This window comes from Planococcus sp. TJ-301, from assembly GCF_058268475.1.
Genome location: NZ_JBZDOH010000001.1, coordinates 583,660 through 610,629, shown reverse-complemented (window position 1 = coordinate 610,629; position 26,970 = coordinate 583,660). Strand labels below are relative to the sequence as shown.

Here is a 26,970-nt window from a genome sequence, read left to right as displayed (position 1 = left end):
TTTTTAGATTTATTTGACTTCTCAGTTATTATTGTTATAATAGACTTAAGAACTAAAGAACTCACCAGAAACAGCTATTCACCTATTCAAAAAAGTGATCAGCACGTTATGGTACTTTTTTGAATATGTGAATTTTTTTATGGAAAAATTCCATATTGAAAATTTTTTTAATCTCAGGAGGTTTTTACATGCAAGGTACAGTAAAATGGTTTAACTCAGAAAAAGGTTTTGGTTTCATCGAAGTTGAAGGCGGAGACGACGTTTTTGTTCATTTCTCAGCGATCCAAGGCGAAGGCTTTAAAACGCTTGATGAAGGACAAAAAGTTGAGTTTGAAGTAGAGGAAGGCAACCGCGGACCTCAAGCTACTAACGTAGTAAAAGCCTAATCTCCCAAGACCCGCTCATTCATGAGCGGGTCTTTTTTTTTTGGATATATCCATTTTAGAGCCCATTAAAAGGACGCTTGTTTGCAAAAAAAATTGATTACGCAAAAAGAAAACAGACGAATAAGATCAAGTTGTTGAAAGCGTTAATAAGGATTCTTAATAATTGTCAGAAAATTATCTGCGTCCAAAAAGCTAAATAGTAAAATAAACCTGTTTAATTCCAGAATAGTTTGAAAACTCATTTTATTGTAATTCAATAAACACTTATCAGGTAATATAAAACAGTTATAGCTTCCTATTTATTCAGAATACTTAAAAGGTTATGCTTCTAAGTACCCCGAAAGAAACGGTGGCACATAAAAGGAGTGAACCATTTCATGACAAAGAAAAAATTACTGACGTTAAGCCTGGCAGCTGCACTAGCCTTATCCGCAGCTTCTGCATCAGTTTATGCCTCTCCAACGAATGCCGTATCTGAAAAAGTGCATATGAACGAAAAAAGCAAAACGGCTGATCTAATCACGGGCCAATTAACGGTTCCATCAAATAAAGCTGCAAAAGAAATCGTCTTTACATACTTAGAAAAACAAGCAAGTTTGTATAAAACCGGCAAAGGCGCAGCAGCAGGCTTTAAAGTGGCAAGCGAAACGACGGATGAACTTGGCATGACCAATCTGAAGGTCCAACAGATGTTCAAAGGCGTTCCTGTATTCGGTTCAGTCCTATCGGCTACTGTCAATGAAGAAGGTGTTTTGACAGCTGTTTCAGGAACCTTGGTACCTGAATTGTTCAATAAAGCATCATTGAAAAAAGGTGCTACGGTTAAACCGGCTGCAGCTGCAGCTGTCGCTTTAGCCGACTTAAAGGCAAAGATTGGCAATGATGTGAAAATCGATAAGCAAGTAGGACCGAAATTGACAATTTACGTAGACGGCGGCGAAGCAAAATACGCTTACAGCACTGAATTCCAATTCCTTTATCCATCACCAGGGAATTACCAATATTTCATCGATGCGAAAACAGGCAAGGTCTTAACTTCGTTTAACCAAATCCATGAAGCCAAACCGACAAACGGCGTAACAGCACCGACTGGAACTAGTTCGACTGCAACAGGCAAAGGAGTATTAGGTGATACGAAATCTTTCAATACAACGATTAACAGCAATGGATCATACCTAGTGGACAAAACTCGCGGCGGCGGAATTTTCACATACGATGCCAGCAACCGTACACGCTTGCCAGGCACGTTATGGCTTGATGCGGACAATGCTTATAATGCCGGATATGACGCAGCAGCGGTTGATGCGCACGCATACGCAGCTGAAACCTATGATTATTACAAAGAACAGCATAACCGCAATAGCTACGACGGCAATGGTGCACAATTGATTTCGACTGTGCATTATGGCCGAAGCTATAATAATGCGTTTTGGAATGGAACGCAAATGGTATACGGCGATGGGGATGGCGTCCAGTTCACATCATTGTCAGGCGGGTTGGATGTTATTGCCCATGAATTGACGCATGCTGTTACGGACACAACCGCTGATCTGATTTACCAAAATGAATCAGGGGCCATCAATGAATCGATGTCCGATATCTTTGGGACGATTGTCGAGTACGCGGCCAACAATAATCCGGACTGGTTGATTGGTGAAGACATTTATACGCCAGGAACTGCGGGAGACGCACTCCGTTCGATGGCGGATCCGACGCTCAATGGCGATCCGGACCATTATTCTAAACGCTATACAGGGACAGGCGATAATGGCGGCGTCCACATCAACTCAGGTATCAGCAATAAAGCCGCATTCCTATTGGCTAACGGCGGCACGCATTACGGCGTTTCAGTCACAGGCATCGGAAACGACAAGACAGCTGATATCTTCTATCGCACGTTGACGCAATACTTGACGCCAAGCTCGAATTACAGCCATTACCGTGCATCAACCATCCAGGCGGCAACGGACCTTTACGGAGCTTCGAGCGCTGAAGTGGCAAGTGTCAAAACCGCATTCTCAGCAGTCGGTGTAAACTGATAATCAATCAAAAAGTTTAGGTGGGGCCGCTCAAGTTGAGCGGTCTTTTTAATGGCTTCTCAATTGCCGAAAAACCCCGGAAAACCATTAGTTTAAGAAACAGCCTTTTAAGGGTATAAATCATGTAATGAATAAGTTACCTTTAGGAGGGTTTTATATGCAAGGTACGGTAGTGTCATTCGATAAGGAAAAAGGCTTCGGTTTTATTAAAGGCGATAATGGTTAAATGTTCTATACGCATTCTGAGCATTCCAACATCGGGGATTTCTCTGTGCTGAACGAAGGCCAACAGGTGGATTTCATCCCAGTTGAAGGAAATCCGGAAAAAGAGCGCATTGCCACAAACGTCACATTGAAATTCTAAAAAGGCTGGAAAATACACATGAGATGCAGGAGGAACATACATGACTAACGATAATTTGAAAAAACCGCTTCCAAATCCGAAAGAGCAAGATGACTTCTACCAAAAACTAAGAAGCAGAATCCAAAAATGGCTCGACAACCGTTCAGGTGGAGTAGGAAAATTAGGGCAATATGTCTTATTTGCCCCGGACTTCTTCCATTTGCTAAGCAGGTTGATGTTGGACAGCCGCATTGATGCTTCCAGCAAAAGCAAAATCGGAGCCGGTATCTTATACTTTTTCGCGCCGATTGATTTCCTGCCAGAGCTGTTGGTAGGGCCAGGAGGGTTCTTGGATGATGTCGTAGTAGCGGTGTTCATCGTCAACACATTGCTGAACAAATTCCCAGCTGAAGTGATTGAAGAACATTGGGCAGGGGACAAAGAGCTATTGTCTGTAGTGCGCGGCATTTCAAATTCAGGCAGTAAAGTCGTTTCCAAGATTCCCGCAGGCCGTTTAGTAAAACGCTTCATGAAATAAAAAAGACATAAATAAGCCCGCAGCTCTAATTTTAAGAGCTGCGGGCTTATTTGCGTATTAGCTTAGAATTCCTTGTGCATCTTTCCATTCCAGGAAATCGTCATATGTCAATTGTTTATCAAAGATTGTCCCGTCTTCACGGATTTCAATTACGCGGTTTGCAACTGTCTGGATAAATTGATGGTCATGAGAAGTGAAGACCATAGCGCCTTTAAAAACGATCATGCCGTTATTCAATGCTTGAATCGATTCAAGATCCAAGTGGTTGGTCGGCTCATCAAGCAAAAGGACGTTCGAATGGGATAACATCATTTTCGACAGCATGCAGCGTACTTTTTCGCCGCCGGATAGGACGGAAGGTTTCTTTTTCACTTCTTCGCCGGAGAATAGCATTCTGCCCAAGAAACCACGCAAGAATGTTTCGCTCTCATCTTCCGGAGAATACTGGCGCAGCCAGTCCACCAGCGATTGTTCACTGCCTTCGAAATAAGCGGCATTGTCAATCGGCAAGTAAGCGCGTGAAGTTGTTACACCCCAGCGAATTGAGCCTGAAGCGGGTTGATCTTCTTCGGCAAGGATGCGAAGCAATGCTGATTTAGCAAGCGGATCGCCGATCAAAACAATTTTATCATCTTTGCCCATATTGAAGTTAATGTTATTCAAGAGCTGTTTGCCGTCTACTGACTGGCTTAGGTCTTTTACTGTCAACACATCGTTGCCGATTTCGCGGCCGACAGTGAAATTGACGAACGGATATTTGCGGGAAGAAGGGCGGATATCATCAAGTTCAATCTTATCGAGCATTTTCTTCCGTGACGTCGCCTGCTTCGATTTAGAAGCGTTGGCAGAGAAACGGGCGATAAAGGCTTGAAGCTCTTTGATCTTTTCTTCTTTTTTCGAGTTCTGGTCAGATGCCAAACGTGTTGCCAATTGGCTTGATTCGTACCAGAAATCGTAGTTGCCCACGTATAACTGGATTTTACCGAAATCCAAGTCTGCAATATGCGTACACACTTTGTTAAGGAAATGGCGGTCATGCGAGACTACGATGACTGTGTTGTTAAAGTTGATCAAGAATTCTTCCAGCCATTGAATTGCCTTCAAGTCCAAGTGGTTAGTAGGCTCATCCAGCAGCAAGACATCAGGCTTGCCAAACAAAGCTTGTGCTAAAAGCACTTTCACTTTATCCGAACCCGATAGTTCAGCCATTTTCTTATCGTGAAGCTCTTCTGAAATACCAAGCCCTTGGAGCAAGATAGCGGCTTCGGACTCTGCTTCCCATCCATTCAATTCAGCGAATTCGCCCTCAAGCTCTGCAGCACGCATGCCGTCTTCATCTGAAAAGTCTTCTTTCATATAGATGGCATTTTTTTCAGCCATGATTTTGTATAATTTCTTGTGGCCCATGATTACTGTTTCAAGCACCGGGAATTCTTCGTATTCAAAGTGATCCTGTTTCAAAACTGCAAGGCGTTCACCTGAACCCATGTATACATTGCCGGACTGTGCGTCGATATCACCTGACAGAATTTTAATGAATGTTGACTTGCCGGCGCCGTTCGCGCCGATCAGCCCGTAGCAATTACCAGGGTTGAATTGGATGTTTACATCTTCAAAAAGTTTACGGTCGCCAAAGCGAAGACTTACGTCATTTACTGCTATCATTTTTTACGTACCTCCCAAATTTCACAATAAGAATAGTATACCATGAAACCCTCTGAAATCGATAGCATTCGGCTGCAGTCTGGGATAAACTTAATGCAATGGCTTTAAATATTTCTTTGAAGCTTTTCATTTCGCTCCAGCGCACTTTCATGTATTGAAGCTAGCATAGCGATGCATAGACAGAAGCAGCTGTTTTAGAGGACTGTTTTGCGGAATATCTCTATTTGATTTACCATGTATTGATGTATAGTTCATAATTTAATTGATCATACTTTATATTTTCGCTCTTTATAAGCTTCCAGCATGCCTAAATCCTTATTCAGCAAATATTCCATTCGTACATAATCACGTCTTTCCGGGATGTGCTCTTTTGTCAGGCCTTTCATCGTATAGATGAAATAATAGCCGCCGATTTGGCGAAACCAGACGACAACATGCGGAAACTCGTCAAAAATAGCTTTGATATTATAGCGTTTCGCGTAGCTCCAATTCACTAATCTCATCTTTTAGCCCGCCTTTCACATCCATTTTAATAAATTTCAGCGGCGAACACAAGTTTGGAAAAAAGTAATTAAAAAGAGGAGGGAACGGGATTGGCAAAAAAACAAAATAAGCCGGCACTCGGCTTGATGGTGCTTGCTATCTTGTTTGTGTCATTAAACTTGAGGCCAGCCATTTCCTCTATAGGGCCGCTGCTTGAAGCGATTCGCGGCGATTTATCTCTTTCCAATAGCGACATCAGCTTGCTGACATCAATTCCGGTATTTTGCATGGGGCTTTTCGCGCCGCTTGCAATCGGCTTTAATCGCAAGTTCGGCATAAAAAAGAGCGTCACTTTCTTGCTGGTCATGCTGGGGGCGCTAACTTTTGTCCGAGGCCTGGTACCAAGCTATCCGGTGTTGCTCGCAAGTTCTTTCTTTATCGGACTGGCGATTGCTGTAATCAGTCCGCTCTTGTCGGCAGCGATTAAAACCAATTTCCCAGGCCGCACCGCTTCATTGATCGGCGTTTATTCTTTCGGCATGGGGTTGGGGGCGATGCTGGCTTCTGGTTTGACCGGAGTATTCTATACGATTGCTGGCTGGCCTGTTGCGCTTGCTAGCTGGGGAGTTCTGGCAATAATCGCACTTGTCCTGTGGCTGCGGGTTGAGGAACCTCAGAAAGTGGAAGTCAGCAACCCTGCCGGGCGGGCAGCTTCGCCGTTGAAAAACAGGCGAGCCTGGTATATGCTGCTGTTTTTCGGCGCTCAGTCGGCTATGTTTTTCTCGCTAATCACATGGCTTGCGCCAATCGCCATCGATAAGGGCATGAACGTGTTGACAGCTGGAGCGGTGTTGACGGTCATGGCGGCTGTCCAGCTCGTCGGAAACCTGTCTCTGCCGATTTTATTGACCAAGTATCCGAGCCGCTTGTTATGGATATTTGTCTCGCTGATGTCTGGCGTTGCAGGTCTATTGTTATTATTATTCGGCGGTACCGCTGCTGCATGGGCTGCCGCTGTTTTTCTCGGTGTCATGCTGGGTTGTTTGTTCCCGATTGCGCTTTTGATGCCGCTTGATGAGAACGAACGCGCAGATGACGTCAATAAATGGACGGCGATGATCCAATCTGGAGGCTATATCATTTCAAGCGGGATGCCATTTTTAATCGGCATGCTGTATGATCGCTGGGGTGACCATTCCATCACTTTATATCTTCTATTAAGTTTTGCGGCAATGGTCATGCTGTTCGGAATTTTATTGTATAAAAACGAAATAACGCAAAGCAAACTCAAATAAATAAGAGCAAGGGGAACATTATGATTCGAATCTTAGCCATTGACCAACAGGATAAACTCTTTATCGACCCAGAATTGAGCCAGCTGAAATTGATGAAATGGCATTGGGTGGATTTCAATGAACCAACACCGGAAGAAATTGACTTGCTCAGCAGCCATTTCGCTTTCCACCCACTGGCCATTGAAGACTGTATCCATTCTTTGCAGCGTCCGAAAATGGAGTATTATGAAAATGTGACTTTTCTAGTAATGCATTCTTTTGTGCCCGGGGAACTGGATGTCAATGAAGTGGATTTTTTCCTGGGTGAAGATTTCTTGGTGACATTCCATTTTGAGGATTTGGATGAAGTCAATTACGCATGGGAATATTTCAGGCATATGAAAAATCTGGAAAACTTCAAGCCGCTTGAAGTTACATATAAAATCATGGATGAAGTTGTAGACGGTTTTTTTCCGCTGGTGGAAGAGCTCGAAGACCGGCTCGCTTCGATTGAAGGTTCAGAACGATTGAAAAAAGCGGACAAGTCGATTATGGAAGATACGTTCGAAGTGCGGAGGAATTTATTGAAAATCCGTCAAATCGTCGTTCCGACAAGGGACATGGTCTACCGAATCCTTGAGTCGAAGCGTTTTATCATTCAAGAGCAGAAACGCGCATATTTCCAGGATATTCATGACCATCTCATCAAATTAAGCCAGATGATTGATTCAAATCGGGAATTGACGACGGATATCCGCGATAATTACATCTCGTTAAACTCTTATCGCATGAACAATATCATGAAGACGTTGACGGTCATTACGACCATCTTCATGCCGCTTACTTTTGTCGCTGGGCTTTACGGAATGAATTTTGTCAACATGCCTGAACTGCGCACCGAGAACGGCTATTTTATTGTATTGGCCGTCATGCTGGTGATGGCGGTCGGCATGAGCGTTTGGTTCAAGTCCAAAGGCTGGTTTGAAAACGATTGACATCATAGAGAGGAATGGGATTATGGCAAAATACAATACGATTCTGTTTGACATCGATGATACTTTAATGGATTTTAAACTGTCAGAGCGCGCCGCTTTACACAATACATTTGTCGATTATGGAATGCCGGATGGTTTTTCCCGTTTCCACGACTCATACCGGGAAATCAGCAGCGTACTTTGGCAGGATTTGGAACAGGGCACAATGCCGCTGGCTAAACTAGGGATAGAGCGTTTCAAGCGCTTGTTCCATCTGCATGAATTAAATTTCAGCGCAGAAGCATTTGGAACGCAATATTTGGATTATTTAGGTCGGGAAACACATTTGTTTCCGGAAGCGGAAGCGATGATTAAGGGACTCAGCCATTGCCGGCTGGCCGTCATTACAAACGGCTTTGGTTCTGTGCAAAAAGCGCGCCTCAAAAATTCTCCGATGCAGCATCTTTTCGAACACGTCATCATTTCGGAAGAAGCGGGTTATCAGAAGCCGCATAGCGGCATCTTCGATTATGCTTTCCGAAAATTGGGCCTTAAAAGTAAAGACTCGGTGCTGATTGTGGGAGATTCACTGACTTCAGACATCAAGGGCGGCATGGATTATGGCATCGCCACGTGCTGGTTTAATCCGCTAGGCAAGCCCAATGGCACTGCGGTCCAGCCGACGCATGAAATCCGATGCTTGTCGGAACTCCAAGAAATCGTCAATGGAAAAATGGAATAAAAAAAGGCTGATGACATGCATCGGCCTTTTCTTTGAATGCTTATTTATCTTCTTTCCAGGCCGCTTCAAGAAATTCATCGCGTCCTGAGTCGGCGCGGTCTTCCTTGTAATGCGCAGGATTTTTCTTATAATAATCCTGGTGGTAATCTTCTGCTGGATAAAATGGTGCGGCGTCGAGAATTTCGGTGACAACCGGCTTTTTAAAACGTCCGCTCTCATCGAGCGCTTGTTTTGATTGTTCGGCTAGACGGCGCTGCTTGTCGGTATGCACAAAAATAGCAGCGCGGTAGGAAGAGCCGCGATCCTGGAATTGGCCCTCGTTATCGGTCGGGTCTATTTGCTGCCAAAAAATTTCAAGCAGCTGTCCATAGCTGAATACTTCCGGATGGAATGTGATTTCGACCACTTCAAGGTGTCCGGTCGTACCGGATTTCACTTGTTCATAAGTAGGGTTTTCGACGCTGCCGCCGCTGTATCCGGAAACGATGCTCTCGATGCCTTCAAATTGGTCGAATGGCTTGACCATGCACCAGAAGCAGCCGCCTGCAAATGTTGCTTTTTCTGTCATAATGGGGTGGCTCCTCTCAAAGGGAATAAAAAAATCTTACCATTCACACTGTTAGACGACAATTTATATGTTTATAATGGGATTGCCGAAACTTCTACGGATGAAAAGTCGTCATATGTTAGGCAAGAAACAGAAAGGAATGTGTTTATTATGCAAGAAGAAATACAGCCGGCCAGAAAAGAACGGCGCAAAAAAAAGCGGCTGCGGTTCCGCGGCATCCTTTTATTGCTGTTCATCACGCTGCTGGCAGCAGGAGTATTCATGTTTATGCAATACCAGAGCGGATATAAACTAGCTGAAGAAAATACAGAAATCGAGCCGGTAAACTTTGATGGTGACCCGGAAAATCCGGATTACACGAATATCCTGGTGATGGGCGTCGATTCCCGCGGAGAAGAACAATCCCGTACAGATACGATGATGCTGCTGTCTCATAATAAAAAAACTGATGAAGTGAAATTAGCATCGTTCATGCGTGATGTTTATGCGGATATCCCCGGCTATCAATCGTATAAATTGAACACAGCCTATTATTTGGGAGGCGCAGACTTGCTTGCAGATACGCTCCGTTCAATGTTCGGAGTGGAAATCCATCATTATGCGCTGGTCGACTTCGCGAATTTTGAACAGATGGTGGATATTGCTGCGCCAAATGGCGTCGAAATCGATGTTGAAAAGGACATGTCCGAAAAAATCGGCGTCACCCTCGAACAAGGCGTCCATGATTTGAATGGCAAAGAGTTGCTTGGCTATGCCCGTTTCCGTTCCGACAATGAAGGTGACTTTGGGCGCGTGCGCCGCCAACAGCAAGTCTTGGCGGCGATGAAAGATGCTGTTATCAGTCCAGTGGCAATCCCGCAATACCCTAAACTAGCGGGTGCTGTCAGAGGCTATGTACAGACCGATATCTCCACAGCCGACCAAGTGAAGCTGGCAGCCAAGCTGGCCCTTAAAGGCGGCGGAGACTTGGAACGCCTGACAGTTCCTGTAGAAGGAAGCTATAGCTATGGGAGCTATTCACACGCCGGATCGGTGCTTGATATCGATGTTGAAGGGAACAAACAAGCACTTTCTGAATTTTTGTCACAGCCTTTGAATTAAACTTTCTGATAATATGCTAAAATTAAATTGAACTTTATCAGAAAGTAGGAATTTTCGTGGCGCCTGACAAGCAATCTTTTTTTTCGACCAACTTCATCCGGTTTTTGGGTGGAACGAATACCTTGTTCTCATTAATTGCACTGGTACTTCTCGGAACAGTCATTTTCATCTTCCGGGAAGTGTCTTTTATCTTCCATCCCCTCAGTGTCTTTATGAAGACAGTTGTGCTGCCGGTGGTTTTGGCGTTGATATTCTACTATTTGCTGCGGCCCATCCTGCGCCTGCTGGTGGAAGCCAAAATTCCTCGGATCGGCGGGATTGCCATCATCTTTCTTGGGGGTGCAGGAATCCTAACGCTGATCACAGTGCTTGTGCTGCCATTCTTGCAAGAGCAGTTTCAGACTTTGGTCATGGAGTTCCCAACTTATTTCATGGATCTGCTGACGGCTCTGGATGGTTTTCTCCGAACATCGGTTGTCGGCGACTATTACAGCGGCTCTAGTTTTGACATTGAACAATTGATGGCTACACTGCCTGCAAATGTTTCCGATACGCTGCAATCCGTCGTAACGGGCATTATTTCGGGAATCACCGGTTTTATCTCGACGATTACCAGTGTCATTTTGTCGATTGTCATCGTTCCGTTCATTTTGTTTTATTTGCTGAAGGATGGCGATAAGCTGCCGGGATATTTCGTCAAGCTGCTGCCGCCGCGTTTCCGAGACGATACCCGGGAAGTGCTGAGCGAAGCAGACAAACAGCTTGGCGCATACATACAGGGCCAGTTGATCGTCGCGTTCTGCATCGGGGTCATGGTCTACATCGGATTTCTGATCATTGGCATGGAGTATGCATTGCTGCTTGGTGTCCTGGCGATGGTCACCAGTGTCGTGCCGTATATCGGACCGGCTATTGCCATCGCGCCTGCCGCAATTATTGCGCTCGTGACTTCGCCGTTCATGCTGCTCAAACTGGCGGTCGTCTGGACCGTCGTGCAGCTTGTTGAAGGCAATCTGATTTCGCCGCAGGTCATGGGCAAGACAATGTATATTCATCCCGTGACGATTATATTCGTGCTGCTGACTGCTGGTTCGCTTTTCGGCATTGCCGGGGTCATTCTCGGCATACCGATGTATGCTTTGCTCCGGGTGCTGGTCAGCCATTTCTACAAATTATTCAAGCGGCGCTATAACCGCCATGAATCCAATCTTGAAAATCAATACGATTACACAGAACTGAATTGAACGGTTTAACGGTATTTCTTTCGTGGTATAGAATACTTACAAAAAGTTGGAGGTCTCCATTTTATGAATTTCAAAAAATTCCTTAGTTCGGTAGGCATCGGTTCCGTGAAAATCGACACTGTAGTCGAGAGACCGAATTTAATTGAAGGCGAAACACTGAATGGTACGATATATTTTGAAGGCGGCGACAGCGATCAGGAAGTTGAATTTATTGAACTTCAAGTGGTGGCACAGATTGACGAGTACCGCGAAGACAGCGACTTTCAGATTATCGAGAAAGTGATTACAAAACAGACGCTGGAATTTTTCGGAACAGTGAAATCAAAAGGAACGGTCATGCAGCAATTTGACATTGTTCCAGATGATCGCTGGATTTTGGACAATCCGAAAGCGAAATTGCTGCTGCGTACAATCGTGCACATCCAAAACGGAGTCGATGCACAAGATGAAGATGAAATCAGCTATACACCGCAATAATAAATTTCAAACTGAGAACGGCATCCAAATTGAATAATGATTTGGATGCCGTTTTTCTATTTTGCCGATGGAGTGATTGAAAGAGAAGACTAGCGGATTTAATGTAAAGAAGGGTGGAGGCTACCGATGGAATGGGGACATAACAAGGAAACATCAAAAAAGATTGAGGACATTAAAAGAAAAGGGACTCAGGCATATTTCAAAGAATACCAGCAGCAAAGCCCTTCGTTTACAGGTGAATATTTGGTGTTGAAAGGCAAAGGCGATGTGTTTTGTTCAGGGGATTCCTGCCATGGGCTCGGCTTCGGAACAGGTGAGAGACTCGCATCTGCTGACATCGATGAAATGGAAAATTTTGTACGTAAAAAAAGAACTGATTTCTCGCTTTTCTTGGAAATAACACCATATGCGGATGAAAAGCTCATCAAGCGGCTACAATTGCTCGGCTATACATTTGACCATTTTCTGAACGTCTGGCTTATTGATTTGCACCTATGGCAGCCCAGAAAAGTCCAGGGGGATAGCGAGGCAATCGTCGAGAAAGTGGACGATGAAAATGTCCATGTATGGGCATGGGCGGTAGCGCTAGGTATTTCTGACGACGATTATCAATCGGAAGTCGCGGTCGAATCGGTTAAGTCATTTTGGCAAGTTGAAAACAATACGGCTTTCCTGGTAAGGGAAAATGGGGAATGCACGGGTGGGGGATGCATGGCAATAGACGGTGAGCTGGCGGAATTGTTCATGACCGCGACGCTGCCTGCCAAAAGGGGTAAAGGCTATCAGGCTTTGCTGATCGAAGAGCGTCTTCGGTATGCGAAAGCAGCAGGATGCACACACGCCACAGTTACAACAAAACCAGGGACATCTTCAGCGCGCAACGTCAGACGCAGTGGTTTTCAATTGGCCTATGACAAAGCAGTGCTGCGCAGCCCGCGCTTGGAATGAATGTAAGGGGAAAAAAGCCGACAGCGAGAAGTTCTCGCTGTCGGCTTTTCGGTTTATTTAATGCCAAGGGATGTCGTAAAGCAATTTTGCGCATAACACTTTGAATTGTCGGCCTGGATAGGTGTTTTCCATCAATTCGATCAGTCGGCTGCCAGCCTCCGCGGCATCCTCGAAACGCTTGTATGGCTCCATGTTCATGCGCTTAGAAAACATAAAAGGAGCGGAAGGATTGTACTTAACGAATAAAAAAATTATGTAAACTTCCATTTTTGAATGTTGCAGAAAAAAGGCTGGCTCAATCAGCAGCTCGTTGTCAGGGAAGTAACAGACTTTTTCTTTTTCAATAATGCCAATGCGCTTCATGGCCCATAAATTAGTATAGCCAATTGAAATCTCAACAGAGGCGCGCTCCATCATCTGGGACATATCACGTTCGAACAATTTAAAGGAGTCTTGGCGGTTAGTCATATAAATAAGGTAGACTCGGTCGTCTTTTTCATCGAGCAATTGGATTTCGTGCATCAAAGACACCTCCAAAACGGGTTTTGTTATCTATACCCATAAATGCAAAAATCCGAACAAACAGTTTTAAATCATAGAAGAAAGCAAAAAACATATAGAAAATCTTTGAAAATTGTAAATGTATATAACTACATAAGGTAATTTTAAAAAACCTAGAACGTCTACAAGAAAAAACTGAAAAGCGGCCTGCAACATGCAAGCCGCTGACTTACTTATTTATTCAGTAAAGCGCCGAAGATGCAACTTGCAGCCAAAAGGGCGACAAAAAGAAGTGAGAACCAATAATCACTCGGTTTTATCGTTATCGGGCGAAAATAAGATGTGCGTGCTTCACCGGTAAAACCGCGGGCTTCCATAGCAAAAGCGGCGCTTTCGGCTTTCCTGACAGAACCGGCAAGGGTCGGAATAAGCATACGGGAAATCGAAGTGAGGCGGTGCCATCTGCTATTTTCCTTTGAAAAATTTCTCATTTCATGAACCTGCTTTATCTGCATGAATTCATCTTTTATAAGCGGCAGGAAATGGTAGCCCACCAGAACGCTGTAAGCCAATTTAGGTGATAACTTCATTTGCTGCATAAGACTCATGACAAAATTTACAGGCGCAGTAGTGAAAGCGAACATGAGAGACAGCACGGAAAACGCCAGCACCCTCAAGGAAAGGGACAATGCCAAATTTAGTTGTTGATCGGTGATGTCAAAAAAACCGGATGACCAAATAATCGTTCCACTAGAAGACCGGCCAAAAACGAGGGTGGTCCATAAGTAGCCGAATGAGCCAAGTGTAAAAGGCAGCATGCAAACCAACCACAATTTCCAATTCGTACGGCTGAATACGATTTGTAATAATACAATGCCGCCGCAAAATATTAACGGAGTCCAAGGGTTGAAAAAGAAAGCCATCACGATCATCGACAAAGTAACAATGCCGAATTTAAATGAAGGGTTCATGTCATTCAAAAGATGCTTCATTGATTGAAGTTCCTTCCGGAGGCAATAAATGATGCGCCAACAGCAAGTCATTCCGCTTCCATAAGTCCGCCGCGGAATACTTGCCGGTCATCGACCCATCTTTCAGCAGCAGCAAGGAATCAGCGACCGCCAAAGCGAATGTCATGTCGTGCGTGACGATTAAAAATGCTGTCCCTTCTGCAGCCCGCTGCCGGATTAAATCATATAATTCCTTAAGCGACTCGGCGTCTTGTCCGGCTGTCGGTTCATCCATAAGCAGAATTTGCCGCTTGTCTGCAAGCATTGCGCCAATCGCAACACGCCGTTTTTGGCCGTGGCTCACCGAAAATGGATGCGAATCCGCGATTGCAGTGAGATTTAGCCGCTCCAACAGAAGTTTGATTTCCTGCAGCGAAGAGATTCCCGAATACGCCAATTCCTGAGTGACGCTCTGCGTCAAAAACATGAACTCGGGAGATTGAGGCACATAGCCTGCCCGGGAAATAGCCTGTAAGGTGCCTACCGGCTGGTGAATGCCGCATAATGCTTTTAAAAGCGTTGTTTTCCCGCTGCCGTTCGGACCTGCGACAACCACCACTTCGCCGAGTTTTAATGAGAATGACAGGGGGAAGAGACGTGTTTTGCCATTGATTTCTACTGCCAAATGATGAACGGAAAGTGCTTCTTCTGCCAATTTCTTATAAAGCCGCGAAGGAAATTGTAGGGCCGGGACTGCCACCGGCGGACCATCCGCGATTAACCGGCCGTCTTTGTCGAGCCTGATTTCTCGATCGAAGAAAGCTTCCCAGTTTGCCAGCCTATGTTCGACAGCAATGATTGTCAGGTGTCGATGTTGCTGTAATCCGTCGAGCCAGCGGACGAAATCGCGCGCAGTCAAAGGATCAAGATGGGATAATGGTTCGTCTAGCAAGAGCACTTCCGGATCCATGATCAACGCGCAAGCGACAGCGACACGCTGTTTCATGCCGCCGGATAAGCTATGGATTTTGGAATGTCTCCACTTGGTTAAAGACGTCAAATCTAGGATGTCCGCAATCTGCTTTTCCATGTCAGCGAAAGGAATATGAAGGTTCTCCAGCGTAAATGCCAATTCCTCTTCGACTGTCGGCATGCAGAATTGAGAGTTGGGATCCTGAAACACTGTAGCAATCCGGCGATTGATTTCTCCAGGGGCGTAATCCTCCGCATTTTCTCCGAACAACTTGATTTCTCCGCTGACGATGCCATCGCAATTGAGCGGATAAAGGCGGTTCAGCAAATACATTAACGTACTTTTGCCGCAGCCGCTCGGCCCGCAAACGATGATGCGTTCTCCCTGATGGATAACAGCTGATACATTGTTCAATACCGTTTTACCGCAATCCGGGAAGCGGAATGACAGATCATTTAATCGAATAACTTCCTCAGGCACCCGCATCACCTTTGCTGCTGCGGGAAATTGCATAACCGCGCAGCGAACCAGTTGCGAGGAGACCATCGGCAATATATTTGCCGCCGATTCCTGCAATCACCATGCCGCTCAAGACACGCAATGTGAACATCAAAGCGACAAATGACGGATCGAGTGCTGCATACCCCGATATGAAATAGCCATAGACGAAACTGAACACAGCAGATCCTGCGCCGGCAAGCATCAATACTGCCAAGTTGAAATGCCTGTAACGCGTGACCGCAAATGCTGCTTCTGCACCAAGACCTTGAATGAGCCCTGACAAGATGAGACGTGGTCCGACCGCATTGCCAAGAAGGACTTCTATTAACGCCGCCAATGTTTCAGGCAGAACGGCAGCCCCAGGTTTGCGAATAATGTACATCGAAATGATGGATACGATAAACCAGATGCCGAACATCCATTCATACGCGATCGGTCCGATAATGCCCGCCCAAATATTGCCGAAGTGGATAAATAAGAGATAAACGATGCCAAAGACAACGCCGAACAGTGACATCAAGACGATTTCTTTCAATTTCCAATCTTTAAGCACCGCTGCCACCTCCGTGAGAAGGGCTGTTTATGCTCAAAGCGACTGTCATCACTAGGTGTGCGTTTTCGGTAGAGCGCGCATTGGTAAACGCTTCTTCGTAAAAAGCGAATACATCATGGATATCGCCATGGATGCCGCTCGCATAATGCATGGAGTCATTAAAGACGCCACGCTCTTTCGCACGTTCGACTTCCCGGTAGATGATTTCCATATAATCTGGAGTGTTCATGGGATAAAGCGCAAATTGCGAAGATACATATTGCTTCGACGTGTCGATGTTCAACAAAGTATCTTCTTTGTCCAAATAGGCGTCTCCGGCAGAATCCCCTGGGCAGCCGAGAGAAAACGTGCCTGACATGGCGACATGCACGCCCGTCTTACCAGCATGGAGCGCTATCGACTTTGCCGTATTGAAGACGTGGAGCTGCCTGCCGCGGATGACGGTCGAAACATCGTCGGTGTGCATCCAGACATTTGAGGTATCGGTTTCCCGCAACGCCCCTTTGATGACTTGGATGAAATCCCCGGCCATCGGATGCAAAGAAAAGCGAAATCCGACAATCGGGCTGGTGCCGCATTGAAATGGTTCCATATAAAAAATCCTCCTTAAAAATATACACAAAAAAGGCCGCATCCGCGAAGATGCAGCCACAATTTCATGTATGAAATCCAGAAAGGATTGGGTCAGAAATGCGCCACACTTCCTCACGCAGGTCCTAACCTGATCGAGTTATAAGGGATCGAAGCTTGCGCTTGCATCTCAGCTAAAATTAAGCACCCCTAGTGCAGAAAACGGTATGCAGTTTTTTTGTGCCGGGTTTTCCCGATGGGTTCAGTTTAGCGGAAGGTTCTGAAGAAGTAAAGAGGGGATGGAAAGATTTTTTAATATATATTTGATGAGATGTATTGTTTATCATGCCAATGATTGGTATCATAAAAATACTGCAAGTTTGTTATAAATGTAAAAATTATCTTATTTATTCCTTGTCTAGTGCAATATTATTGTTATACTATAAGATTTTTATATTTTTTTATTAATGAACCCCTACATTTTAGAGTGTTTTATTTATTGGGAGGAAGAACATGCGATATCGTGATATAAGTCTGGATGAACTAGAAGAAATTGAACAAGAGCTGCATTTGAGCGAAGAAAGCAGAAAAGGGTTGTTGAATTACACGAAAATCGAGATTTATGATGCGATGCATACGCATTTGTCGATTCTTAGCAAAGACGATAACGACTACCTCGATTATTATACATATATAAAGAAAAAATTGGTGTGTTATTTGCTGCGCTATAGTTCCAGCGTCCATGGAAGCACCACACAAGAACGTGTAAAAGCTGAAAAAGTTTTGAAAAGAGTGCAAAGCTACGATCGGAAAAATCCGATTGTTTCTTATAGATTAGGCTGCCTGGCTTATCTGCAAAAAAAATTCAGCGAATCTATCGGCCATTTCCAGAAGGCGTTGGATTTTCAGAAGAGTTACAGCGATGGGGCGTTCTTGCTCAGCACGGAACAAATTAATCGAGTGGTCTTGTACTTGTCGAATTGCTCGCTGCATACTGCATGCCAGACCTTGGTCATCGGTTCAGAGAATGGGCAGAACGAAGGATCGGGCAATCCGATTTTTGCCGATTTTTTCACTCAACTCAGCTATAACGAAGGCATATTGAAATCCCAAGCGTACCGCATGACGACATTGGACGGCACCGAATATTGTTCAATCGATGAATGCATAGAGACGTGCAGCTCAGCGCCTAAAGATACCCTAATGCTATTTTTTGGAGATACAGGAACAGAGCTCCACTTTAACGGCATCAAGGAGGCATTGGCTGCGCCTCAAGCACATGTATTGCGCCATCTGCTGTTGAATGCGCACCAGCTGAAAGCAGTAACCCCAGTATGCTTGAAAGACTATTTCCTGGATAGCCATGTTATCGGAGGAGCGTCGAAGCATGCGCTGGAACCGGTGATGGAAAACTTGAATACATTATTAACTGAACTTGAAACACAAATCACGATCAACGAAACAAACGGCGGGTATCAATTGGACGGTTCATTCGAGTACATCTTGATGGACCGGGCTGATGAACATCTAGCGGATTAATGAATAATAGCAAAGCTGCTCCAACGGCCATTAAATGGCCTTTGGAGCAGCTTTTTTCTTTGGCGAAGTGAAGAATTTCCGGCAAATGGAAGGCTCCAAGAATGCTGAATGCGATATTGCTTCGGGTTCCGAATAAAACACGCAAAAAGAGCTATGTTATTAATTTACAATAGATACATACTACCTATTCCAAATATACTGAATTATTTATACAATTTACCAGTACCATAAAACGTTTAGGGGGTCGAACAATGTTAAAAGTCTTGTCTACATCAGCTTTAACACTTGCTTTAGTCGGCGGCGCAGTTTTTGCTGGAGTGAATTCCAATGGCTCAACTGCCGAAAGGGTCAGCCACCAAAGTGAACTGAGCTTAGCCCATCATGTCGGAGCTTCTCCAGAACTGTCTGAAAAAGCTAAAGAGCTTGGCATTGATCTGTCAAAAGCAGATCCAGCAGAAAAGTTAGTGAACAAAGGGGAGAAGTTCCAAGCACCCGGCGACAACCACGTTGCTTATAACCAAACAGAAGGTGACGTACCAGTTCTTGTGCTTCTGGCGAAATATAAGGAAGGCGATGAGCCGATCGGTGATATGCCGGGGCAAGTGCCTGCAGGTTATTACGAAGATTTGATATTCGGTGATGAATACAATCCGTATGAATTGGAGCAATTCAAGCAATACGCAGAATATAACGGAGTGAAAGTACCGACTGACCGGACGATGCAAAATGTTTATAAAGAGTCGAGCAACGGAAAAGTGAATCTTGTCCGCAAAGAAAATACGGATTTTGCTTGGGTAGAATTGCCAAAAGGAGCTTCTTATTATTTGGATCAAGAAGGGACGTATGCTGAAAACGGCAAGTACGTTCTGGGCAACGCAAATGGCGATGCGCATACGGGTGAATTTGTCCGTGATTTATTGGCAGCGGCTGACAGCGAAATTGACTTTTCTAAATACGCAGTGGACGGTGAAGTGCCAAACATTTTCGTGGTCCATGAAGGCACAGGTGCTGAATTCAGCAGTGACCCGGCACAGTTCTGGTCGCATAAATGGAGCTTGCTGAGCGCGCTGTACTATGGCAAATACTATGAAACTGGGAAGCCGGCAGATGTCTATGCAGGCATGGACCAAGGGGCCTGGATCGATAAAACCGTCAAAGAAGATATGACGTATGACGGAGTGCTTGTAGACAACTATAACATCCAGCCTGGAATCGGAGGCAACGTGGCGGGCTATGACGCCGCTACAGACTCATACGACAGCAAACTTGCAACTGGGCCATTCCCGGCACAGCCAGGGGTTTACGCCCATGAATTTGGCCATGCTCTCGGATTGCCGGATTTCTATGATACTGTCTACTCATCAGAAGGTGTAGGCAATTACTCCATGATGGCTGGTGGATCATGGATGCGCTATCCAAATGCGGCAGCTTATTCAGGAAATTCACCGACGCTATTTGACCCGTTCTCTAAAGTTTTCCTTGGTTGGGCAGATCCAGTAGAGGTAGCGCCAGGCGCCGCACAGACGATTACGTTGCCGCCGATCAACGAAGCAGCATCTGACAACGGCATCGTCAAAATGGAAGTTCCGGGTTCAAATGGAACCGAATACTTCTTATTCGAAAACGTGCAGCAAAAAGGATTTAACCAAGGTTTGATCCGCCAAGGCGAAGATGCACATGGATTGTTGGCATGGCATGTTGATGAAAATGTCATCAATCTTTACCAAACTGCCGGATTCCGCCCGAACAATGTAGAAAACTGGATGAACAAGCGCTATCAGTACAACCAGTTCCAAATAGCTGCTGACGGTACAAAAGTGACCCATTATGGATTGTCCGTCCTGCAAGCGGATGGCAAATACGATTTGGAAAAGAACGAAAACCGTGGAGATGCTGCCGACTTCTTTAAAACAGGCGATGAAATCACACCTGTTTCAAGCAATGTCCATTCGGGATCGTATTATTTCTGGAAAGGCAATAATGCTACACCTGCTGATTCAGGAATTCACGTAACCGATATCGCCGAAAACAGCGATGGGTCGATTACAGCGAAATTCTTTTACAATGTAAACTCAAACAAAAAATAACACCCAATAACTGAAAGCCGCGGCTCCTGAATTTACCGGAGCCGCAATTTTTTTTGCAAAAAAAAACCGCCCCGAAGGACGTTTGGAAGATTACCTGCTGCGCAATTTTGACAGCAAGCGCAGAATTTCAAGGTACAGCCAAATTAAGGTAACCAGCAAACCGAATGCGCCGTACCATTCATAATATTTCGGCACTCCTTTATTGGCTGCAGTCTCGATAAAGTCGAAATCCAGCACCAGATTCAATGCAGCGATAATGACGATGACCACGCTGATGGCAATGCCAAGAGGCGTCGCTTCGTGCAAATGGGGAATTTCAAAACCGAAAAACCCTCCGATAAATGAGATAAGGTAGACGATGAAAATGCCGCCCGTAGCTGCAACAACGCCCAGCCGGAAATTTTGGGTCACTTTGATGAACCCCGACTTATAAGCGAGCAATAAACTCAACAACACACCGATGGTCAATAGCACCGCTTGGAAGACGATGCCGCCGTATTGGACTTCGTATTGGGCCGATATCGCCCCGACAAATAGCCCTTCCAGCAACGCGTATAAAGGGGCTGTATACGGCGATACTTTTGGTACAAAGATAGTGACCAAAGCGACAATAAGGCCGCCGATAGCGCCGACAAGCATCAATAGCACTGCGCTTTCCGGATTGCTTAGGAACAAGTTCCAGGAAAAGACGAAAGTGGCCAGCAGCAATAACAGTAAAATCAATGTTCTGTTGACCGTGCCTTGAATGGTCATTGTCCCCCCGGTACCGACACCACTATGTTTCGTAAACGATTCATTTTTTAAACTCGGATTTCCGCTTCTCATAAATCTCACCTCTTCTTATAGTTAACACGTATTCAAGTATATCCTTTATTTTCTTATGGGACAAAATATACCGGAATAGAATTTCAACTTAGGTATAAAACTGCAAGAAGCGTACAAGGATCGGGCAGAAATAAAAGAATTGAGTTAAACTAGAAAAAGCTAGGTAAACAAGAGAATCAAGAATCACTGGGGGGCCATTATGAACAGCTTTATCGTCATGCAGGGAGAAACGTATCATGAAGAACGGAACGGTGGAATCCTCTGGACGCCGCGCATCGATAAGTCCGGGATGGTGCCGCATTCTTGGAAAAGGATGCAGGAATTGAAAGAGAGAGATCATGTTTTCCATTACGTAAAAGGGCATATCGTTGCGATCAGCCTAATTACCCAAGGCTGCAAAAACGGCATAATCCCCGGGGGGACAGAAGAAGCTTTCATTGCGGAAGCAGTCTACCACGAATTGGATTTTCCGCTCGCTATCCGAGATCATTTCGATGCAATCCAGCCTTTGCTGCCATTGAAATATTCGCCTTTCCAGGAAGATGCGAGCGGCAATTCAGGCTATTTATATCCATGCAACGAAGAACTCGCCATGAAGCTGCTGGAGTTTATCACCAGCCTGAATTTCTTTGCACCCGAAGAAGAACAGCTTGAATTGGCGATTGAAGTAGTGAAAAAATCCACGCATAATCCACTGATGACCATGATTTCAGAGATGGAAATGGAAATAAAGGAAAAAGTGCGGCGCAGCAAAAAGCAATTCAGCAGGAGCCTTTTGCAATTATGGCATAATGAATGCCCTCTCTGCGGAATCGCCATCGATGCAGCATTGACCGCGAGCTACGCCAAACCATGGAAAGACAGCACCGATGCTGAAAGGCTGGATCCACATAACGGCATCCTTTTGTGCGCAAACCATGCCGCTTTGTTCACATCGGGGCTGATCGCTTTTACAGGGGGAGGGCAGCTGCATATTGCCAGCCGCATCCCGGAAGAGCAATACGCGGTCTATGGGCTCAACAAAACGATGAAAGTGCCTGCGACCCTTGAGCACGTGCCTTATTTCCGTTGGCATAAACGGAATATCTACATCGAACCGAAAAAGCTTAAACTGGCGAAAACATTGGATGTGCGCTCTGTGTAACAGAATATGAAAAGGTGGTTACTGCTAAGCTGCTCCGCTTTAAGCAGCATATTCCAAATTAGACGGCCACATAAAACCTTTTAACAGGCCTGACAATCAACAAATAAAACCCGTAAGAGCACCTGTAATCAAGGTGCTCTTAAATTTGTCGGAAAATTTTTCTATAAGGAAATGGGTATTTTTGGTATGATGAAAAAAAGGATCGAAAATCCAAGTGGTGCAGAATTTGCCATCTGAAAAGAAGGAGTGGCTGAATGGAATTTGAAATTGGAGACGGCACTTTGATGCTGCCATCTTTGGACATTATAATCATCGCAATAATTACGATTTTCTTATTAATGCGGTGGAGCAAAGGGTTAGAAACAAGGCGCTTTACCATTTTCATTTATTTTCTAATAAGCACTTATATTATTCCGATTTATTCTCGCAGTTAACATGAAGGGGAATTCCAGCTTTGGTTTCCGTTAGGATTTGTGGTGGTTTTCTTTTATTTGTTTCGCAGCGAAAAATACCACCCGTCTAAAATGAAAGCGAGTGTTTTAGGGCTGGGTATCGCGTTGTATCGGATCGTTCTTCATTTTATAGGCTAGATTAATCGATCTTAGAGTTCTTTTATAAGCCGAAGAGGAGTGGTGGATGTGGCACTTTACAACAACTTTGGGGAATTTCTTTTGAGTTTGCTGATTTGGTGAGAGGTCCTTTTCTTGTTTCAACGAATCTCTAATCGCTCTCTTGAAGGAAATTCTTTGAAAAAAGATATTGCTGTCACCTTTGTCCAAAGTCTGATTCTGCTTTTCATCTTGAATGCTTTGCGGATTTATACGGATTTGTATTAGATGAAATTTAACTTTCTGCTTCTGCATGAAAATTGCTGGCGGTGCTAATTGTAAAAAAAATAAGTGTTTTCAGCTTAGGGGAACAATTTTTCAATCAAAAAGCCCAATGATTTTAGCTTCCTATAGACCCTAAAAAAAACAAGTTCCTTCTATATAATAGAAAATCCATAAAAAGAGCTGCCGAGAAATTCTCGGCAGCTCTTTTTGTCTATATTATTTATTGCCTAAACTTTTTCCCATGCCTTTTAGGAAATTCAAGCCGAATTTGATCGAACGATTGATGTCGGGATCTTTCAACGATTTCATCAACTGAAAAATACCGACTTTCTTTTCGCTTGTGCGCTCCGCTTCGGCTTCTTTCAAGCCGACTGCGACGCTTGCGGCGAGTTTCTCGGTCGTAGCGGGATCGATGGCCGTAAGTGCGCCAGCTGCACTCATCATATTATTGATGAGGTTGGTGACGGGTTCACGCGTAGCTTGGTGCACGACGATTTCAGTGATGCCTTCTTTTGCTTTGACCATTGCCAGTGCAGCGTCAAGGATGCCGGCGTCATTCAAGTCACCGGTGATTTGCAGCAATTTATTCAATGCCTGGTCTTGTTCTGCAAGCAGGGACTCAAGCTCTTTTAGCTTGTTGTGCCGAATTTCATCTGGGCTCAACTGTTTTTTCTTCAAGTGAGTGATCGGACTCGCCATAGGACATCACCTTTCTACTTTTTGATCGGTCAAATGCACATAGCCTTCACGCGCCCATTTCCGTGCAACTTCGATGCCGGACTGGGGATTGCGTTTTTTGTCGCGCGGGTTAGAGCGCGGCAATGGCCGTTTGCCGTGTTCTTTCAAGACTTCCATGCGAACTTTGGTCTGCTTGTATGCAGGGGTATTTGTCCGTTGATCGACAGCGGGACCTGTCAGGAAGTTGATCGCTGTCTCTTTCTTGACCGAGTTCATCGGCAGGAACAATTCGTTGCCTTTGACGCGGGCAGTGACAATCACGGGCAGTTTCAGCGCGCCGTATGGCGAAACCAGACGGACCGTCGAACCATCTTCCAGTCCACGTTCAGCCGCCAGTTCAGGCGACACTTCGACAAAGGTTTCAGGCAGTTTTGACTGAATGCCTGAAGATTTATTGGTCATATTGCCTTCATGGAAATGTTCCAAAAGGCGTCCGTTATTGATGTGCAAATCATATTCCTCCGGGAAGACAACCGGCTCAACCCAGTCAGACAAAGCGAAACGCGCTTTTTTGTCAGGGAAGTTGAAGCCATCCACATACAGGAGGGGAGTGCTCGAGCCATCCAGGCTGCCCCATAGGAAGCTGTTCCAGCCTTCCATCGAAGCATAATCCGCTTGGCTGAACAACGGTGATAAGCTGGCCATTTCAGCGAAGATCTCGCTAGGATGGCTGTAATTCCATCCAGCGCCTAGGCGATTCGCGATTTCCTGGACAATCCACCAGTCTGCTTTCGACTCGCCAAGTTCAGGCAATGCTTGGTAAAGGCGCTGAACACGTCTTTCAGTGTTCGTGAATGTGCCTTCTTTTTCCAGGGACGGAGCGGCAGGCAAAATGACATCCGCATATTGAGCTGTACGGGAGAAGAAGATATCCTGGACAACGAAGAAATCAAGTTTTGACAGTACTTCGTCGACATGGTTGGCGTTTGAATCAACAAGCGCCATATCTTCGCCGACAACATACATGGCTTTCATGATGCCTTCATCAACAGCTTGCAGCATTTGGATGTTGTCCATGCCGGGCTTGTCATCGATTTTGACGCCGTAAGCTGTCTCGAATTTCAAGCGGGCGTTTTCATCTGTAACATGCTGGTAGCCAGGAAGCCAGCCAGGAAGTGAGCCCATATCGCAGGCGCCTTGTACGTTATTGTGGCCGCGGAGCGGATATGCACCCGCACCCGGTCGGCGGTAATTGCCTGTCGCAAGCAATAAATTGGAAATGGCAGCGGACGTATCTGAGCCACCGGTGTTTTGCGTTACGCCCATACCCCATAGGATGCATGTGCCGTCAGCATCGCGGACCAATTCAGCAATATTGATCAATTGTTCTCTTGAAATGCCGGTCTGCTGTTCAGCGTATTCCAGCGTGTATTGGTTCAGCACTTCGGTGAACTCGCCGAAATGATTGACGTTTTCATCGATAAAGCGCTGATCGTGCCAGCCATTGTCGATCATGTATTTCGTGACCGCCATCAGCCATACTTGATCCGTCCCTTGTTTAGGGGTGATGAAGATATCCGAGCGTTCAGCCATTTCGTTTTTGCGCATATCCGCCACGACCAATTTCTGTTCGTGCAATTTATGCGCCCGCTTGACGCGGGTCGCGAGGACAGGATGGCCTTCAGCAGGGTTTGCGCCAACGATGATTACAAGGCCGGCTTTTGCAATATCTTTGATCGTACCGGCGTCGCCGCCCATGCCGACTGTGCGGAATAATCCGTCGGTTGCAGGAGACTGGCAATAACGGGAGCAATTGTCCACATTATTCGATTCGAGCACTTGACGCGTAAATTTCTGGATGACGTAATTGTCTTCATTGGTGATTTTCGAAGAAGAGATGACGCCGATTGCGTCTTTGCCATAGTTTTCTTTGATGCCTTTGAATTTCGATGCGATAAGATCAAGTGCTTCTTCCCAAGTCGCTTCAACAAACTCATCGCCTTGACGGATCATCGGTGTTGTGATGCGTTCTTCACTATTGACGAAGTCCCAGCCGAATTTGCCTTTTACGCAAGTGGAAATCTGGTTTGCAGGTGCTTCTGATACAGGCTGGATTTTAAGGATTTTACGGTCTTTGGTCCATACTTCAAATGAACAGCCGACGCCGCAGAACGTACATACGGTTTTCGTTTTTTTCGTGCGTGTTTCGCGCATTGTCGCTTCTGCGTCGGAAATTGCCAAAATGCCGCTGTATCCAGGCTCAACATCTTTGACCAAATCAATCAACGGCGTCATGATGGGTTCCGGGATTGCTGTCATAAAGCCGGCTTCTCCAAGCATTGATGTTTCCATTAACGCGTTGCATGGGCAAGCTGTGACGCATTGGCCGCAGCTGACACAAGAAGAATCGTTGATTTTTGCGCCGCCGTCCCAAAGGACGATCGGACGGTCGCGTTCCCAATCCATTGTCAAAGTTTCGTTGACTTGAAGGTTTTGGCACACTTCGACGCATTGCCCGCAAGCGATGCACTGGTTCGGGTCGTAGCGGTAGAATGGGTTGGTCAAATCGACTTCGTCAACTGAGCATTTCGGTTCGAACGGGTATTTCTGGTGCTCAATTTCCATCATGTCGACGGTGTTATGTACTTTGCAGTTTCCGTTATTGTTGTCGCATACCGTACAATAAAGCAGGTGGTTTTCCAAAATACGGTCCATCGCTTCGGTCTGCGCTTCTTTCGCACGCGGGGAAGCGAGCTGGACGTCCATGCCTGCAAATGCTTTGGTTGAACAAGCGCGCTTCAGCTCGCCGTCCACTTCCATGATGCACGTATCGCAAGTTTCAATTGGATCGACTTCCGGCATGTAGCAAATTTGCGGATGCAATATTTTCTGTTCGTTGATCACTTGCAAAATAGTCTGGCCATCTTTAAATTCATAAGACGCGCCATTGATGTTGATTGACATGCAAATACCTCCTTTTAGGGTTGTAAATTAATTTCGATATTCCGCAAATCATCTGCGAAGGCATTGACCC

At 45.4% G+C, this 26,970-nt stretch carries 25 protein-coding genes and 1 riboswitch; of the genes, 14 read left to right on the top strand and 11 right to left on the bottom strand.

Features of this window, described 5'->3' with window-relative positions; translation table 11 throughout:
* Positions 1–188 precede the first annotated feature (188 nt).
* The 4 genes from AC4EHJ_RS03085 (at position 189) to AC4EHJ_RS03070 (ending at position 3,306) form a co-directional block, all read left to right on the top strand.
* Entirely contained in the window at positions 189–386 is a 198-nt protein-coding gene (locus tag AC4EHJ_RS03085) for a cold-shock protein (protein WP_490974124.1), read from the top strand.
* A gap of 377 nt (positions 387–763) precedes the next feature.
* Positions 764–2,425 (top strand): M4 family metallopeptidase, encoded by a 1,662-nt coding sequence (locus AC4EHJ_RS03080; protein ID WP_490974123.1) that lies wholly within the window; start codon positions 764–766, stop codon positions 2,423–2,425.
* Positions 2,426–2,651: 226 nt separating this feature from the next.
* Entirely contained in the window at positions 2,652–2,789 is a 138-nt protein-coding gene (locus tag AC4EHJ_RS03075) for a hypothetical protein (RefSeq protein WP_490974122.1), read from the top strand.
* A 40-nt stretch (positions 2,790–2,829) separates the two neighbouring features.
* The gene (locus AC4EHJ_RS03070; protein ID WP_490974121.1) at positions 2,830–3,306 is read left to right on the top strand and encodes a YkvA family protein; all 477 of its coding nucleotides are present in this window, start codon (positions 2,830–2,832) and stop codon (positions 3,304–3,306) included.
* A 57-nt stretch (positions 3,307–3,363) separates the two neighbouring features.
* On the opposite strand, the gene AC4EHJ_RS03065 is transcribed toward AC4EHJ_RS03070, so the two are convergent.
* Entirely contained in the window at positions 3,364–4,971 is a 1,608-nt protein-coding gene (locus tag AC4EHJ_RS03065) for an ABC-F family ATP-binding cassette domain-containing protein (protein WP_490974120.1), read from the bottom strand.
* Positions 4,972–5,237: 266 nt separating this feature from the next.
* The gene (locus tag AC4EHJ_RS03060; RefSeq protein WP_490974119.1) at positions 5,238–5,474 is read right to left on the bottom strand and encodes a hypothetical protein; all 237 of its coding nucleotides are present in this window, start codon (positions 5,472–5,474) and stop codon (positions 5,238–5,240) included.
* Positions 5,475–5,564: 90 nt separating this feature from the next.
* Here AC4EHJ_RS03060 and AC4EHJ_RS03055 point away from each other — a divergent pair, with 90 nt between their 5' ends.
* The 3 genes from AC4EHJ_RS03055 to AC4EHJ_RS03045 are packed head-to-tail and all read left to right on the top strand — an operon-like array spanning position 5,565 to position 8,444.
* On the top strand, positions 5,565–6,749 hold the full coding sequence (locus tag AC4EHJ_RS03055; RefSeq protein WP_490974118.1) for an MFS transporter: 1,185 nt from the start codon (positions 5,565–5,567) through the stop codon (positions 6,747–6,749).
* Between the two features lie 20 nt (positions 6,750–6,769).
* A complete protein-coding gene (corA, locus tag AC4EHJ_RS03050; RefSeq protein WP_490974117.1) occupies positions 6,770–7,723 on the top strand; it encodes a magnesium/cobalt transporter CorA in 954 nt (317 codons plus the stop codon).
* A 22-nt stretch (positions 7,724–7,745) separates the two neighbouring features.
* Positions 7,746–8,444, top strand: coding sequence for a YjjG family noncanonical pyrimidine nucleotidase (locus AC4EHJ_RS03045; RefSeq protein ID WP_490974116.1), 699 nt, complete (start codon positions 7,746–7,748; stop codon positions 8,442–8,444).
* Positions 8,445–8,484: 40 nt separating this feature from the next.
* On the opposite strand, the gene msrA is transcribed toward AC4EHJ_RS03045, so the two are convergent.
* Positions 8,485–9,012, bottom strand: coding sequence for a peptide-methionine (S)-S-oxide reductase MsrA (msrA, locus tag AC4EHJ_RS03040; protein WP_490974115.1), 528 nt, complete (start codon positions 9,010–9,012; stop codon positions 8,485–8,487).
* A 150-nt stretch (positions 9,013–9,162) separates the two neighbouring features.
* Between msrA and AC4EHJ_RS03035 the strand changes: the two genes are divergently transcribed.
* The 4 genes from AC4EHJ_RS03035 to AC4EHJ_RS03020 all read left to right on the top strand — a co-directional run bounded on the left by AC4EHJ_RS03035 (position 9,163) and on the right by AC4EHJ_RS03020 (position 12,782).
* On the top strand, positions 9,163–10,113 hold the full coding sequence (locus AC4EHJ_RS03035) for an LCP family protein (RefSeq protein ID WP_490974114.1): 951 nt from the start codon (positions 9,163–9,165) through the stop codon (positions 10,111–10,113).
* A gap of 56 nt (positions 10,114–10,169) precedes the next feature.
* The gene (locus tag AC4EHJ_RS03030; protein WP_490974113.1) at positions 10,170–11,357 is read left to right on the top strand and encodes an AI-2E family transporter; all 1,188 of its coding nucleotides are present in this window, start codon (positions 10,170–10,172) and stop codon (positions 11,355–11,357) included.
* Between the two features lie 63 nt (positions 11,358–11,420).
* Complete coding sequence (locus tag AC4EHJ_RS03025) at positions 11,421–11,834, top strand: sporulation protein (protein WP_490974112.1); 414 nt, start codon at positions 11,421–11,423, stop codon at positions 11,832–11,834.
* A gap of 126 nt (positions 11,835–11,960) precedes the next feature.
* On the top strand, positions 11,961–12,782 hold the full coding sequence (locus AC4EHJ_RS03020; protein WP_490974111.1) for a GNAT family N-acetyltransferase: 822 nt from the start codon (positions 11,961–11,963) through the stop codon (positions 12,780–12,782).
* A gap of 57 nt (positions 12,783–12,839) precedes the next feature.
* On the opposite strand, the gene AC4EHJ_RS03015 is transcribed toward AC4EHJ_RS03020, so the two are convergent.
* The 5 genes from AC4EHJ_RS03015 to AC4EHJ_RS02995 form a co-directional block, all read right to left on the bottom strand.
* Complete coding sequence (locus AC4EHJ_RS03015) at positions 12,840–13,304, bottom strand: hypothetical protein (protein ID WP_490974110.1); 465 nt, start codon at positions 13,302–13,304, stop codon at positions 12,840–12,842.
* A 212-nt stretch (positions 13,305–13,516) separates the two neighbouring features.
* Entirely contained in the window at positions 13,517–14,275 is a 759-nt protein-coding gene (locus tag AC4EHJ_RS03010; protein ID WP_490974109.1) for an energy-coupling factor transporter transmembrane component T family protein, read from the bottom strand.
* Entirely contained in the window at positions 14,256–15,692 is a 1,437-nt protein-coding gene (locus tag AC4EHJ_RS03005) for an ABC transporter ATP-binding protein (protein WP_490974108.1), read from the bottom strand. The genes AC4EHJ_RS03010 and AC4EHJ_RS03005 overlap by 20 nt, the downstream gene beginning before the upstream one ends.
* The gene (locus tag AC4EHJ_RS03000) at positions 15,679–16,260 is read right to left on the bottom strand and encodes an ECF transporter S component (protein ID WP_490974107.1); all 582 of its coding nucleotides are present in this window, start codon (positions 16,258–16,260) and stop codon (positions 15,679–15,681) included. Before AC4EHJ_RS03000 ends, AC4EHJ_RS03005 begins: the two co-directional genes overlap by 14 nt.
* The gene (locus AC4EHJ_RS02995; RefSeq protein WP_490974106.1) at positions 16,253–16,852 is read right to left on the bottom strand and encodes a YkoF family thiamine/hydroxymethylpyrimidine-binding protein; all 600 of its coding nucleotides are present in this window, start codon (positions 16,850–16,852) and stop codon (positions 16,253–16,255) included. The genes AC4EHJ_RS03000 and AC4EHJ_RS02995 overlap by 8 nt, the downstream gene beginning before the upstream one ends.
* A 93-nt stretch (positions 16,853–16,945) precedes the next feature.
* A riboswitch (TPP riboswitch) is annotated at positions 16,946–17,052 on the bottom strand.
* A gap of 291 nt (positions 17,053–17,343) precedes the next feature.
* On the opposite strand from AC4EHJ_RS02995, the gene AC4EHJ_RS02990 reads away from it, so the two are divergent.
* On the top strand, positions 17,344–18,369 hold the full coding sequence (locus AC4EHJ_RS02990) for a hypothetical protein (protein WP_490974105.1): 1,026 nt from the start codon (positions 17,344–17,346) through the stop codon (positions 18,367–18,369).
* A gap of 251 nt (positions 18,370–18,620) precedes the next feature.
* Positions 18,621–20,456, top strand: coding sequence for a M6 family metalloprotease domain-containing protein (locus tag AC4EHJ_RS02985; RefSeq protein WP_490974104.1), 1,836 nt, complete (start codon positions 18,621–18,623; stop codon positions 20,454–20,456).
* Between the two features lie 90 nt (positions 20,457–20,546).
* Here AC4EHJ_RS02985 and AC4EHJ_RS02980 read toward each other — a convergent pair whose 3' ends face one another.
* The gene (locus AC4EHJ_RS02980; protein WP_490974103.1) at positions 20,547–21,281 is read right to left on the bottom strand and encodes a Bax inhibitor-1/YccA family protein; all 735 of its coding nucleotides are present in this window, start codon (positions 21,279–21,281) and stop codon (positions 20,547–20,549) included.
* Positions 21,282–21,480: 199 nt separating this feature from the next.
* Here AC4EHJ_RS02980 and AC4EHJ_RS02975 point away from each other — a divergent pair, with 199 nt between their 5' ends.
* A complete protein-coding gene (locus AC4EHJ_RS02975; RefSeq protein WP_490974102.1) occupies positions 21,481–22,425 on the top strand; it encodes an HNH endonuclease in 945 nt (314 codons plus the stop codon).
* A gap of 1,049 nt (positions 22,426–23,474) precedes the next feature.
* Here the strand turns inward: AC4EHJ_RS02975 and AC4EHJ_RS02970 are convergent.
* On the bottom strand, positions 23,475–23,957 hold the full coding sequence (locus tag AC4EHJ_RS02970) for a helical membrane plugin domain-containing protein (protein WP_490974101.1): 483 nt from the start codon (positions 23,955–23,957) through the stop codon (positions 23,475–23,477).
* Positions 23,958–23,963: 6 nt separating this feature from the next.
* On the bottom strand, positions 23,964–26,900 hold the full coding sequence (fdhF, locus tag AC4EHJ_RS02965) for a formate dehydrogenase subunit alpha (protein ID WP_490974100.1): 2,937 nt from the start codon (positions 26,898–26,900) through the stop codon (positions 23,964–23,966).
* Positions 26,901–26,970: the final 70 nt, after the last annotated feature.

Coding starts and splice junctions, on each gene's coding strand:
- AC4EHJ_RS03080 (WP_490974123.1), top strand. CDS start 764: ATGACAAAGAAAAAATTACTGACGTTAAGCCTGGCAGCTGCACTAGCC.
- AC4EHJ_RS03020 (WP_490974111.1), top strand. CDS start 11,961: ATGGAATGGGGACATAACAAGGAAACATCAAAAAAGATTGAGGACATT.
- AC4EHJ_RS02990 (WP_490974105.1), top strand. CDS start 17,344: ATGCGATATCGTGATATAAGTCTGGATGAACTAGAAGAAATTGAACAA.
- AC4EHJ_RS03060 (WP_490974119.1), bottom strand. CDS start 5,474: ATGAGATTAGTGAATTGGAGCTACGCGAAACGCTATAATATCAAAGCT.
- AC4EHJ_RS03010 (WP_490974109.1), bottom strand. CDS start 14,275: ATGAAGCATCTTTTGAATGACATGAACCCTTCATTTAAATTCGGCATT.
- AC4EHJ_RS03045 (WP_490974116.1), top strand. CDS start 7,746: ATGGCAAAATACAATACGATTCTGTTTGACATCGATGATACTTTAATG.
- AC4EHJ_RS03035 (WP_490974114.1), top strand. CDS start 9,163: ATGCAAGAAGAAATACAGCCGGCCAGAAAAGAACGGCGCAAAAAAAAG.
- AC4EHJ_RS02980 (WP_490974103.1), bottom strand. CDS start 21,281: ATGAGAAGCGGAAATCCGAGTTTAAAAAATGAATCGTTTACGAAACAT.
- AC4EHJ_RS03025 (WP_490974112.1), top strand. CDS start 11,421: ATGAATTTCAAAAAATTCCTTAGTTCGGTAGGCATCGGTTCCGTGAAA.
- AC4EHJ_RS03085 (WP_490974124.1), top strand. CDS start 189: ATGCAAGGTACAGTAAAATGGTTTAACTCAGAAAAAGGTTTTGGTTTC.
- AC4EHJ_RS03015 (WP_490974110.1), bottom strand. CDS start 13,304: ATGCACGAAATCCAATTGCTCGATGAAAAAGACGACCGAGTCTACCTT.
- AC4EHJ_RS02970 (WP_490974101.1), bottom strand. CDS start 23,957: ATGGCGAGTCCGATCACTCACTTGAAGAAAAAACAGTTGAGCCCAGAT.
- msrA (WP_490974115.1), bottom strand. CDS start 9,012: ATGACAGAAAAAGCAACATTTGCAGGCGGCTGCTTCTGGTGCATGGTC.
- AC4EHJ_RS02985 (WP_490974104.1), top strand. CDS start 18,621: ATGTTAAAAGTCTTGTCTACATCAGCTTTAACACTTGCTTTAGTCGGC.
- AC4EHJ_RS03075 (WP_490974122.1), top strand. CDS start 2,652: ATGTTCTATACGCATTCTGAGCATTCCAACATCGGGGATTTCTCTGTG.
- fdhF (WP_490974100.1), bottom strand. CDS start 26,900: ATGTCAATCAACATCAATGGCGCGTCTTATGAATTTAAAGATGGCCAG.
- AC4EHJ_RS03065 (WP_490974120.1), bottom strand. CDS start 4,971: ATGATAGCAGTAAATGACGTAAGTCTTCGCTTTGGCGACCGTAAACTT.
- AC4EHJ_RS03070 (WP_490974121.1), top strand. CDS start 2,830: ATGACTAACGATAATTTGAAAAAACCGCTTCCAAATCCGAAAGAGCAA.
- corA (WP_490974117.1), top strand. CDS start 6,770: ATGATTCGAATCTTAGCCATTGACCAACAGGATAAACTCTTTATCGAC.
- AC4EHJ_RS03005 (WP_490974108.1), bottom strand. CDS start 15,692: ATGCGGGTGCCTGAGGAAGTTATTCGATTAAATGATCTGTCATTCCGC.
- AC4EHJ_RS02995 (WP_490974106.1), bottom strand. CDS start 16,852: ATGGAACCATTTCAATGCGGCACCAGCCCGATTGTCGGATTTCGCTTT.
- AC4EHJ_RS02975 (WP_490974102.1), top strand. CDS start 21,481: ATGAACAGCTTTATCGTCATGCAGGGAGAAACGTATCATGAAGAACGG.